At 55.6% G+C, this 12237-nt stretch carries 11 protein-coding genes; 10 read left to right on the forward strand and 1 reads right to left on the reverse strand.

The annotated features are described in order from the left end of the window. Window positions 1-12 precede the first annotated feature (12 nt). From CEE69_RS11780 to CEE69_RS11800, 5 genes are all read left to right on the forward strand, one after another. Window positions 13-357, forward strand: coding sequence for a hypothetical protein (locus tag CEE69_RS11780; protein ID WP_099261007.1), 345 nt, complete (start codon window positions 13-15; stop codon window positions 355-357). 93 nt (window positions 358-450) lie between these two features. Then, window positions 451-975, forward strand: coding sequence for a hypothetical protein (locus tag CEE69_RS11785; RefSeq protein WP_099260833.1), 525 nt, complete (start codon window positions 451-453; stop codon window positions 973-975). A 204-nt stretch (window positions 976-1179) separates the two neighbouring features. Continuing rightward, window positions 1180-2709: an efflux RND transporter periplasmic adaptor subunit gene (locus tag CEE69_RS11790; protein WP_099261008.1), complete on the forward strand. Its 1530-nt coding sequence runs from the start codon at window positions 1180-1182 to the stop codon at window positions 2707-2709. A gap of 6 nt (window positions 2710-2715) precedes the next feature. Continuing rightward, entirely contained in the window at window positions 2716-5865 is a 3150-nt protein-coding gene (locus CEE69_RS11795) for an efflux RND transporter permease subunit (protein WP_099260834.1), read from the forward strand. Window positions 5866-5875: 10 nt separating this feature from the next. Then, window positions 5876-6637, forward strand: a complete 762-nt coding sequence (locus tag CEE69_RS11800) for a methyltransferase family protein (RefSeq protein WP_099260835.1) — start codon at window positions 5876-5878, stop codon at window positions 6635-6637. Between the two features lie 98 nt (window positions 6638-6735). Here CEE69_RS11800 and CEE69_RS11805 read toward each other — a convergent pair whose 3' ends face one another. Beyond that, the gene (locus tag CEE69_RS11805; RefSeq protein ID WP_099260836.1) at window positions 6736-7107 is read right to left on the reverse strand and encodes a hypothetical protein; all 372 of its coding nucleotides are present in this window, start codon (window positions 7105-7107) and stop codon (window positions 6736-6738) included. 758 nt (window positions 7108-7865) lie between these two features. Here CEE69_RS11805 and CEE69_RS11815 point away from each other — a divergent pair. The 5 genes from CEE69_RS11815 to CEE69_RS11835 are packed head-to-tail and all read left to right on the forward strand — an operon-like array spanning window position 7866 to window position 12214. Further along, entirely contained in the window at window positions 7866-8477 is a 612-nt protein-coding gene (locus CEE69_RS11815; protein WP_099260838.1) for a carbon storage regulator, read from the forward strand. Further along, the gene (locus CEE69_RS11820) at window positions 8477-9943 is read left to right on the forward strand and encodes a PP2C family protein-serine/threonine phosphatase (protein ID WP_099260839.1); all 1467 of its coding nucleotides are present in this window, start codon (window positions 8477-8479) and stop codon (window positions 9941-9943) included. The genes CEE69_RS11815 and CEE69_RS11820 overlap by 1 nt, the downstream gene beginning before the upstream one ends. Next, entirely contained in the window at window positions 9940-10143 is a 204-nt protein-coding gene (locus CEE69_RS11825; protein WP_099260840.1) for a BON domain-containing protein, read from the forward strand. The genes CEE69_RS11820 and CEE69_RS11825 overlap by 4 nt, the downstream gene beginning before the upstream one ends. Window positions 10144-10169: 26 nt before the next feature. Further along, entirely contained in the window at window positions 10170-10610 is a 441-nt protein-coding gene (locus CEE69_RS11830) for a universal stress protein (RefSeq protein WP_099260841.1), read from the forward strand. Beyond that, window positions 10607-12214 (forward strand): cation:proton antiporter, encoded by a 1608-nt coding sequence (locus tag CEE69_RS11835; protein ID WP_099260842.1) that lies wholly within the window; start codon window positions 10607-10609, stop codon window positions 12212-12214. The genes CEE69_RS11830 and CEE69_RS11835 overlap by 4 nt, the downstream gene beginning before the upstream one ends. Window positions 12215-12237 lie beyond the last annotated feature (23 nt).

Genomic DNA, 12237 nt, shown 5'->3' on the forward strand with positions numbered 1-12237 from the left:
GGAGGAATGTCAATGTTGAATGTACGGATACTTGCAGTCGCGGCTTTGGTCGGATCGGTCGCGATGGGCAGCATGTTGGTTCACGCTAACGAGCCAAACGCTGCGGCAAAAGAACTGGTCGAATACCGTTTGGAAAAGTGGAAAACGACGCATGCCGAAGGTGACCAGGGCGACAAACTGGTCAAAACGCTGAAGACGCTTCGCTGCGAAGTGAAGGTCGGCTCGCACGGCGGTCACACCGACGTTAATTACCGCTGCCCGAAGTGGCAGCAGTTGGCTCTGAAGAGTCATAACGAAGCCCACCAATGGGAGAGCTGGTTGAAGAAGCACGGCTTCGAGACCAAGCACGCTCATTAAGAAATGGGGAACCGGGAATGGGGGACAGGAAACTTCGTCCTATCCCCCGTTCCATTCCTCATTCCCAATTCCTCATTCCCAATTAAGAAGAAAATGAAAACTCATCTACTCACGCTGGCCCTCGCTTGCACTACCTTCGTCGGCTGCTCGGAAAAAGACGTTCAAGTCTCTGAAGCGCCGGAATCATCCGAACCGATCGTGATGGATGAGTTGCCGCCGATGATGGACATGGGCGGACATCCCGAACACGGACCACACGGCGGTGAACTGGTCGAACTCGGCAAAGAAGCGTTTCACATCGAAATGATGCACGGCACCGGTGCGGTGGCGCTCTATGTGCTCGATGGCTCCGCAACCAAAGCGGTCGCGATCGAAGCCGAAAAACTAACCGTCAGCCTGAAGCATGACGGCGAGGTGAAATCGTTCGAGCTTCCCGCCGACCCGCAGGCCGAAGACGAATCCGGAAAATCTTCGCGTTTTACATCCACCAGCGCCGAGATGGACCAGTGGATGGAAGCCGGAGCCGAGGGAGCCGTCATCTTGCAGATCAACGGCAAGTCGTTCACAGGGAAGATTTCGCACGACCATGACCACGATCACGAAGGGCACAGCCATTAGGCAATAGGGAATAGGCGGCTCGGATTCTTCATTCCTCATTTCCCCAGTTGATTGCGGTGTGTCACCGTGATCGGCAAGGTTCCCGGCCTCGGATACGACTAGCCTCGCGAGGCCGGGAACCGCTTTTTGAATTGCTTCTACTATTTTCGACGAAAAGGAATTCGATCGACACCATAAAAACCGTTACCCGAATTGTTTGCCATCATGAACAAGAAACTGTCTCCCAACTGGACCCTCATCGGAGCCTGCCTCGCATCTGCGGTGTTAACCGGTGGCGCTGTCTATTTTAGCGTCCCTTATTGGTCCAGTGGATCAGTGGCTCAGGAGCAGGACTCTACCGGTGAAGGCGATGGGCATGGTCATGAAGACGGAGAAGAAGAAGGTCACGAAGGGGAAGGTGAGGAAGCCGTTGTCTCGCTGCCAAAAGAAATGTGGGAAGCCTCGAAGTTGGAGGTTGAACCGGCCACGCGGCAAACCGTCAACATCCAAACGTGGGCAACTGGCAAGCTGACGCTCAATGAAGACCGCAGTGCCAACATCTATTCCATCACCGAAGGGCGGGCACATGAAGTCCCGGTGAACCTTGGCGACCGTGTCGAGGAAGGGCAGACCTTGGCGATTATTGACAGTCGTGAAGTCGGCACGGCAAAACTAGAACTGTACCAAGCTCGGTTGCAGCAAAAGTTTGCCAAACAAGCCAATGATTTTTCCCAACAGGTGAAAACGAATGCCTTGCAGTTGATTGAGGCGCTCGACCGTAACGCGTCGGCCGAGGAGATCGAAAAGACACTTGGTGATAAGCCGATCGGAAAATATCGGGAACAATTGCTCGGCGCCTACACGACCCTTGTGCAGGCACAAGCAGATTTTGATCGGATCGAGCCCATTGCCAACACCGGTGCAATCGCTGGCAAACAACTGATCGAAGCCAGGGCGAATCTGAACACCGCGAAAGCAAGTTTCAATGCGGTTCTCGAACAACTGCGATTTGCCGTTCCGCAAGATGCCCTCGAGGCGGAGCAGGCGGTCCAACAAGCTCAACAAGCGGTTGAAGTCGCAAAGGCAAAACTGAATATCCTCGGTTACGAAGATGCCGAGCTTGAAGACATTCAGCCAGACCAAAAGGGGGGACACATCTCGCACTACGAAGTCGTCGCCCCCTTCGCGGGATCCATTATCGCCAAGAATGTGGTGCTGGCCGAACGCGTTGGAACTGACACCGAGATGTTCCGCTTGGCCGATTTGTCAACCGTTTGGGTGCAAGCTGACATCTATCAAAAAGACCTGCCCGCGATCGCGCAGCTTGGTGACACGTTGACTTTTCGCGCACCGACGGCGAGCGATGGTTCACTGCACACGCACACCGCGAAGATTTTTTACCGTGGCGACGTGCTTGATCCAGACACCCGGACGCTGCGTCTTCAGGCAGTTGCCGGCAACGAAGACCGGCACCTGAAGCCCGGAATGTTTGTCGAGATCGAAATACCGTCTCAGGATTCACAGAATATCCTGGCGATCCCCGAGTCGGCGATTCAAGAGATCGAGGATAAGAAGGTTGTTTTTGTTCAGCATAGTGAAACTGAGTTTCGTAAAGTGCCAGTTGTCACTGGGACATTGTCCGACGGCATCATCGAAATCCGCAAAGGATTGAAGGTTGGCGACAAAGTTGTCACCTCGGGCGGATTCGCATTGAAGTCGGAACTGATGAAGGGAGAGATCGGCCACGGTCACTAATTCATCATGATCAATCGCATCATTGACATCTCCCTGAACAATCGCATCGTCATCCTGCTGGGTGTCGTCTTGCTTGTCGTTGCCGGCATCTATTCGATGCTCCGGCTGCCAGTAGACGCGGTGCCTGACTTGACGAATGTGCAAGTCCAAGTACTGACCACTTCGCCGGCGCTCGGTCCGGTTGAAATGGAACAGTTTGTGACCTTCCCGGTCGAAACCGCGATGAGTGGCATTCCCAAGGTCACCGAGATTCGCAGTGTCACCCGCTTCGGCCTTTCCAATGTGACGGTGGTCTTCGAGGAAGGTACGGATATCTATTGGGCCAGGCAACTCGTCGGTGAAAGGTTGACCCAAGCACGCGCTGAAATCCCTTCCGACATCGGCGTGCCCACCATGGGGCCGATCGCGACGGGCATGGGTGAGATTTACCAGTTCGAGGTTCGCGCCAAAGAGGGTTACGACTACAGCCTCCAAGATTTGCGAACGATACTCGACTGGAACGTTGCGTTTCAATTGCGCGGTGTTCCGGGCGTCATCGAAGTCAACACGTTCGGCGGTGAACTGAAAACCTACGAGGTCCAAATCGACCCTAACGCGATGCTGAACTATGGCATCGCGTTGCAGCAGGTCTTCGATGCTTTGGACCGCAACAATGCCAACGCCGGTGGCGGGTACATCCAGCATTATGAAGAACAACGACTGATCCGCGCCGAGGGCTTGGTCGAATCACTCGATGATATCGCCAACATCGTTTTGGACAGCCGTGAGGATGGCACACCGATCCTCATTCGCGACATTGGCGAAGTGCAGTTTGCGCCGCTACTGCGACAAGGCTACGTCACGCGGGATGGACGTGGCGAAGCCGTCGTCGGAATTGTCATGATGCTGATCGGTGAGAATTCGCGGGTGGTCGTCGAGGACGTCAAGGCGGAAGTCGCCGAGATACAAAAGTCTCTACCCGAAGGTGTCTACATCGACCCATTCTACGACCGCACGGAGTTGGTCCAGCGAGCCGTCGATACGGTGGTGGAGAACGTCAGCGGCGGAGCGATCCTGGTCATCATCATGTTGTTCTTGCTCGTTGGCGACTGGCGGGCCGGTTTGATCGTCGCTTCGGCAATTCCGTTGTCGGCCTTGTTCACCTTCATGGCGATGAAATACTTCGGTGTATCGGCCAACCTGCTCAGCTTGGGCGCACTGGACTTCGGCATCATCGTCGATGGGTCCGTGGTGATGGTCGAGAACGTAATTCGACAGGTCGGATTGGCCAAGCAACGAAATCCCGATCTGCAAAAGGCACCGTTGAATGTATTCCGCGAAGCCAGCCATGAAGTTGCCCGACCGATCCTGTTCGCCGGTGCGATCGTGATCATCGTGTTCATTCCGATCCTGTCGCTGCAAGGTATTGAGGGGAAGATGTTCGGCCCGATGGCGTTCAGCTTCATGTCGGCATTGGTCGGTGCGTTGATCGTCTCTTTGACCGTGATGCCCGTGCTCGCGTCGTTGTTCTTGGCGCGTAAGTTCACGCAAAAAGACCCATTTTTGATTCGATGGGCCAAACGTGGATACGAACCTCTGTTACGTCGCAGCATGAAGCATCCCGTGGCGATTGTCTGTATCGCAACCGCGTCGCTGGCAATCGGCATCTTGATCGCAAGCCGCTTTGGGGCTGAATTCGTTCCGAAGCTGGACGAAGGTGACATGGCGATTCAGGCCGTCCGGCTTCCGAGTGTTTCACTGGAACGTTCGATCGAGATGACCACGGACATCGAACAAACCTTGCTGGACGAATTCGGCGAGGAGGTTAAATCGGTCGTGTCAAAAACCGGGCGTCCCGAGATTGCGACCGATCCGATGGGCGTTGAAGCGAGCGACATTTTTGTGATCATGAAACCGCGGGAGGAGTGGCGGTACGAAGACAAGCAGGAATTGATTTCTGCGATGAGCGAAGCGCTCAACAAACGCATCCCCGGAAACAACTTCAGCTTTACACAGCCGATCGAACTGCGTGTTCAGGAATTACTTTCGGGCGTCCGCAGTGACATCGGCATCAGTCTGTACGGTGACGATCTTGAAACCCTACAAAGAATCGGCAACGAGATCGCGGGGGTTGTTTCCCAGGTCCCCGGCGCGGCAGATGTGCAGCCCGAGCAAACGGGAGGCTTGCCGTACATTCAAGTGAAGATTCTGCGTGACCAGATCGCTCGCTACGGCATCAATGCCGGCGACGTGCTCGACGCGGTCGCAACGATTGGCGGCAAAGATGCGGGCGAGGTTTTTGAAGGTCAAAAGCGGTTCCCGCTGATGGTCCGGCTGGCACCCAGGTATCGCGAGGATTTGGAGTCGCTCAAGAAGATACGCATCGCCGATAAGAGCGGCCGACAAATCCCACTGGAGCAACTTGCCGAAATCACGGTTGGTCCGGGGATCGCCCAAATCAGTCGCGATGAAATCCAACGTCGGTTCCTGGTGCAGGTCAATGTGCGTGGTCGCGACCTGGCCAGTTTCGTGGGTGAAGCCCAAGCGGCAGTTGAATCGCAAGTTGAACTTCCACCGGGTTACCGAGTGACTTGGGGCGGACAATTCAAGAACTTGCAGGACGCGGTCGGTCGACTGTCCATCGCTGTTCCTTTGGCGTTGTTTCTGATTGGATCACTACTCTACCTGACGTTCAATTCAGTGAAATTGGCGTTGCTGATTTTCTTGAACGTGCCCATTGCCACCGTCGGCGGCATCTTGGCGTTATGGATACGCGACATGCCGTTCTCCATTTCTGCCGGCGTCGGTTTCATTGCCTTGTTTGGTATCGCGGTGATGAACGGTGTCGTTCTGATCGAACACATCCGCGCACTTCGAGAGCGCGGCCAGGGAATCGACGATTCTGTATTTACCGGTGCCGTCGATCGACTGCGTCCCGTCCTGATGACCGCGACCACGGACGCTCTTGGTTTCTTGCCGATGGCGTTCTCCACCAGTAGCGGTGCCGAAGTGCAACGACCGCTGGCGACTGTCGTCATCGGCGGGGTGATCACGTCTAGCCTACTAACCTTGATCGTCCTGCCGTCGATCTACCATTGGTTCGAGCCGAAGGAAGAAGGCAACGAGGTTGACGAGGAAGTAACGAACAACGACCAATCTGAAGAGACAGCCTCCTAGAGCCCAATCCATGCCCCTCATTGAAGAATTTGAACGATCAGGAATTTGGCTATTCCGCTGGCGTAGCTACCTTCCATTCGTGTTCCTACCGCTAATTTTTGTTGCTGCCGTACGCTACCCAGTGATCGAGGCCCATCCGAATCTGCATCTGGCTTGGGGCATTTTCAGCGTGGGAGTTTCGTTGCTTGGTTTGTTCGTGCGCTGTCATACGGTCGGACATGCCGCCGACGGCACGTCGGGACGAAACACGAAGCAGCAGATCGCCGAATCGCTGAATACGTCTGGATTCTACTCGGTGCTGCGACACCCGCTGTATCTAGGCAACTTCCTGGTTGCCTTGGGGATCGTGCTGCATTCCCTGGCACCTTGGCTCGTCGCAATCTACGTGATGTCGTTCGCATTGTATTACGAGCGGATCATGTTCACGGAAGAAGCATTTCTTCGGCAGAAGTTTGGAAGCGATTTCATTCGATGGTCGAGCAGAACACCGGCATTCATTCCGCGACTCAAGCGGTGGCGGAGCGCGGAACTGCCCATGAATTGGCCCAAGGTGATCCGCGCCGAATCAGCCGCCGTTGCCGTCATTGCTGTAGCCTTTCCGGGCGTGGAACTGCTCATGCACCGAGTCCAGCAGGGCAAAGTCGCCGTTGAAACCTCGTGGTATTTCATTTTCGCTGCGGGTGTAGTGTTGTACGGTATCGCCCGCTACATGAAACGCCGGTATCGACGATACAACTCACGCAAGCTCGGACCACGGGAGGCGATAACGTGATTGAAATGCAAACCCAAAGAAATTGGGAAGCAGACGAACGACGCCCGCTTCCCATTCTCACATTCTCAGTCGGCAATCTTCAATCGACAGTATTCAACCTAGTGGTGTCCGCCGACGCCGAGGTGCAGGCGCCCGACATCAAGATGGACACCGCCGTGACCACGGTAGGCTGGTTGGTACGAACGATAACTCGGGGCGTAGTGACTGCCGTAAGCCGAACCGTAAGAGGGAGTCGCGTTGTAGCGGCGCGCGATTCCGTGCCCAGTAATTGCGTGCCCACCGTAGTAACCTCGGCCACCGGTGTAGCCGTGTCCGTAACTGGAGTGGCCTCCGCCATGACCCACGTAGCCGTGGCCGCCGTTGTAGACGTGACCACCGCCGTGATGCACGTCAGCAGCGCTCGCTTCGGCAGATGGAATCAGGAATGTCAGGGCGGCACCCGCGAAGGCGATCATCAAAAAGCGTTTCATGGTTCAAATCCGTTAGGAGGAGAGGGGAGGGAACGCTTGTTTGATAACGCAGGTGGCGTGCCAAAGCGTGATACCTCGCTAAAACACGGTCTTTATGCGTTTTTCGGCAGAACCAACCTGACGAAGTGTATTCAATGTGATCTACGAGTGCCGTCATTTTGGTGTCATCCTTTCGCGTCTTTGTGCCCAAGGGTGGTGATCCGATGAGCGGACAAGGCAATGTTCGGCGGGCGCGAAGCGGACGGATGCTCCATGGAATCGTGGTGTGTCTAACCGTCACGATGGTTCTCGCTACGGCGCTGACTAGTCCCCTGTGCCATTGCCGGTGTGATGACATACCAGTTGCCGCTACAGGATGTTGCCAATCCACTTTGACCGCGACGTGCTGCGGTTGCCACTGCCTGACGTCGACGACGGTGAATGTTGAGAGGTCGACACCTTGCGTCCCATGTTCCTGCTGTCACAACAGTTCGCCCGTTTATGCAGAGTCCGTCGCATCGCTGAGACCAGTTGAGCCACCAGCGCAATACTTTCGTTTGCCGCCCAGGCAACGCGTGACAGTTGTCTTGTCTCGCCAACCGAAGCAACGCAATGCGTTCCGGTTTGAAACATCCCCGAAGCTGTGTTCGCGGCTGTGTCGTTTTTTGATCTGAGTGACCCGCTCGATTGAGAAACTCGTCACGTCGCCCGGAATTGATTCCGGCATCACAACATTCACGGCGGAATGGTCCCGCCAACGCTTCAAGGATTTTCAAACCATGTTGGTACTTTCCAGAAAAATCGGTCAGTCGATCTGTTTGCCCGGTTCCGATACAACAATCACCATCGCTAAAGCGACTCGCAATCGCGTGAGTTTAGCGATCGACGCCCCTCGCGAGATTGCGGTTTCGCGAGGCGAGCTTTCGTCGCCCGACGATGAAGATACGGTCGTCGAAGAAGACATCGCCACTTTATGGCGCCCGAAGCCCAAGTCGCGTGCAGCGCAGACCGCTCCAACGCGTGCATGCACGCCTGAACCTGCGAATATCCTGGTGGCCATCACCAATGCCGATGAGCGCCGTCGCTATGCCGACGCCTTTCGCTCGGCGGGTTACCGTGCAAGCGAGGCGACCGATGGATTGTCATGTTTGTCAGCACTTCGATCGGACCTGTTCGACATGTTGGTCATCGACCAACACTTGATATGGGGCAGCGGAGACGGGGTCATTGAGGTCATGCACCACGACACGTCGATGGAGCAGATTCCCGTGGTGCTGCTGAATTTTCCTTCGCCAAACGAATCAACTGGGCGTGACCCCAACGGCCAGCGAGAGTTGCGTTGCGACGAGGTTGTTTACATCGTGCAACGACGTCTTGCTGGAAGCGTTTGATGACTGACAACACGACCAAAGATCGCCGCCGCTCTTATCCGACGGTGACGCTGTTGTTGTTGGCTGTCAACGTGCCGCTGGCCGTTCTCGTCGCACTCCTGCTGGTGACTGATTACCGGCGGGAGATGCGGCGTGCGACGGATGCCCGGAGCATCACGCTTAGTGATGAAGCAAGCGTGATTGGCAACGCGTTGTTGCGTTTAAGTGAACCCGATGACGCCGTAGCCATCACGACGTTTCTTGAAAGCACTTGCGCAGAAACCGCTGGACCGAATACGCCGGGACACTGGATCGACGTGCGGTGGAATGGCAAGCGACTGCACACCCATACTGGCCCTGACAGCGAACAGAATACTGCCCCGGAGATCGGTCGGGTACAAGACGCGATCGTCGGTCGATTCTCGTCTGGTGACTTGCGAGTTGCTGTAACCGAACGGGCCGCTGAGATTCGACGCAGTGCGAGAGGGGAAACACTCATGCACCTCAGCGGCATCCTGGGGCTGGCATCACTCGCGGCCATCATCGTTGATGTCGTCTTGGTCCGGCTAATCGCCAACCCCACAAAGCGACTGACCGAAACGGTTGAGCAACTCCAGTCAATCCAATTCGAGATGGAACCGCTTTCGTTTCGCAGCCGTGAACTGAACGACCTGAGTTTTCAGATTGCCCAGATGGCGGAATCGCTGCGCCATGCGGAAGCCGACCGAAGCGGTGCGATGAGACGTGCTCGTGACATTCAAAACCACCTGCTGCCGCGGCGTATTTGTGTTCCCGGGCTAGCGTTCGCAACTCATTTCCAGCCGGCCGAAGATGTTGCCGGCGATATCTACGGGGTGATGCCGATGCGAGACAAGTCGTGGTTGATCTACATCGCGGATTTGGTCGGCCACGGCATTCCCGCTGCGATCAGCGCGGCGGTTTTGAAGATGGTTATCGACTCGGCCGCCAATGGGACGACCGACCCGGGCCACATCATGAATCGCGTCAATCGGATACTGCCGCGATACCTCTCTGACAGTGAATTTGCGACCGCGGCAATCCTGCGCTGGAATCCTGAAAAGGCTGAACTGTCTTGCGCCAGTGCGGGGCATGAACCGATTTTGCTGAGGACGCAGCAACGTTTGGTCACACTCAGCGCGACTGGCATTCCGCTGGGCATCGACCCTTCGGCTTGTTGGACAACGAGCCATCACAACTTGGTTCCCGGCGACCGACTGCTCTTGGCCACCGACGGGGTTGCGGAAACGCACAGCCCCGAAGACCGACAGTTCGGCCGATCACGACTGGCGGAAATGTTTAGCAACAGCCACTCGCGTGACATCGAAGACTTTGCCGCTCATTTGGATTTGGAAATTGCGTTACATCGAGCCACCGCGCCGATTGAGGACGATGTCACCTTCTTGATCGCCGAATGCCGCCGCATCGACGCAAACCAGCAACATTGTCCGGAGAAGACTCAGACATGAAGGAACAACTGCATCAAAAGGTAGAACGAATCGTCCATCGGTTTGGTTTCGCAAACGTCCGCGTTTCCAACGGCAAGGCAGGACAAATCACGTTGTCCGGTAATGTTGGCGACATCAACGACCGCGCGCTGCTGGTCGCGGTCGCCCGCACGACGCCCGGCGTCCGGGACGTTCGTAGCGAGATAACAGTAACTAAGTAGCGAAGATCATCGTAAAGGAGAAAACCATGTTTAAGAAAATGCTGTACACGACGGACTTTTCAGACGATTCACGCCGCGCTTTGGCGTTAGCCAGTGCGCTCGCGGCAAAGCATCAAGCCAAACTAATCATTGTTCATGTCGCCGAAACGACCGTGCCTGTCACTGTCCTGCCACCGGCCGGCGCTACGGCGGCATTGCCACCCGTTGTTCCAACTCAAGACGAGCTTTTAGAAAAACTCAGTGAATTTGTACCAGATGACCCAATCGTGGCTTACGAACACGCACTGCTTCGCGGTGTCGCCGGTGAAGAAATTGTCGCCTTTGGAAGAGACACTGCGATTGATCTGATCGTGATGTCGACCCACGGCCGCAGCGGACTCGAGCGATTCCTGCTTGGCAGCGTGGCGGAATATGTCGTTCGTCACGCAAGTTGCCCCGTGCTGACTTGCAATGCAGAGGTTCAATGATCCACCGCAACTGCGATCGAATCGTTGTCCGTTCACTGGCCACTGTGTTTGCATGCCTGTGTGTCCTCGGCGTCTACGGCATCGCCAGCGGCCAACAACCGCGAACCACGTCGCAATTGCCGGTGGTCGACTCGAATGCGAACGAAATCAAGGAATCCCGTGTCCATGAACCGGCGGAGCACGAGCTTCCATTTTCACCGATCATTCTTGAGTTGGGGGTCGTGATTGTCGTAGCCGCGACCGGACGCTGGGTTGCTGAACGAGTTGGTCAGTCCCCGGTACTGGGAGAACTGGTAGTAGGAATTGTTTTGGGAAACATTGGCGTCTGGCTGAGCATTCCTTTCTTTGTTCTTGTGATGAATCTGGGAGACGCCATCACATTGTTGAACGAAGTCTGGCTGAGTGGCGAGTCGGTTCAAGCGGCTGCGAATCACCTCTTTGCCGTGAATGCTGCGGACCAGCGCGGCGGTACGAGCCGTTTACTGGAAATCATGACTGGGCCAGAAGGTCCACGCTATGTCGCGATGGGATTTGCGATTTGGTTGTTTTCGGAGTTGGGCGTCCTGTTGCTTTTGTTTTTGGTGGGACTGGAATCACAAGTCAACGAGTTGATGCAAGTCGGCGGCCGCGCCCTGTCGGTAGCCGTCGCTGGCGTCGTTGCGCCGTTCGTGTTTGGCTATTTTGTGAGTCAGTGGCTTCTACCAACGGCGGAAATGTCCGTTCATTTGTTTCTTGCGGCGACTCTTTGTGCCACCAGTGTCGGCATCACGGCACGCGTCTTCCGTGACTCCGGGAAGTTGCAGTCACGCGAGGCGAAGGTCATCCTCGGAGCCGCGGTCATCGACGACATACTCGGTTTGATCATTTTGACGGTCGTTGTCGGAATCGCTACGACCGGGAAATTCAGCTTGTGGAAGGTCAGCCAAGTCAGCATTCTGTCATTTGTGTTTCTCGCAGCCACCATTCTATTCGGCGGGAAGCTTGTCGGATGGATGATTCCACGCTTCACCGCAATGGGCGAACGACAAATTAAATTGCTCTTCCCACTGTCGCTGGCGTTTTTCATGTCGTGGATAGCAAACGCAATCGAACTCGCTCCGATCGTCGGCGCCTTCGCAGCGGGTTTGATTTTACGGGAAGATCAGTTTCGCTCCGATTCACGTCACACCATAGAAGACTTGGTTTCACCACTGGAAAAACTGTTCGCGCCGGTTTTCTTCGTCTTGATGGGGATGCAGGTCGATGTTCGGTCGATGACATCGCCCTCGACGCTGTGGTTGGCATTGATCCTCAGTGTGATTGCGATCGCCGGAAAACTAATCTGCGGCGTCGTGGCCGGACGTGGGATCAATCGTTGGGCGGTCGGAATCGGAATGATTCCCAGAGGCGAGGTGGGGTTGATTTTCGCCAGTATCGGCAAGGGACTTGGCGTCGTTAGCGGCTCAACGTTTTCAGCGATTGTGGCAATGGTGATCGCCACCACCGTAGTAACACCAATCTTCCTTAAATGGTCGCTTGCTAAAACAAACGATGACCATCACGACGAGTCGGCTCATGACGAGAAAACGGAACATCGCGATCAAGCCACCCAAGAAACGATGTGAATCCCACGACGTTGTCGACGCAT

Origin of the sequence: Rhodopirellula bahusiensis, from assembly GCF_002727185.1 — a bacterium.
Taxonomy (GTDB): Bacteria; Planctomycetota; Planctomycetia; order Pirellulales; family Pirellulaceae; genus Rhodopirellula; species Rhodopirellula bahusiensis.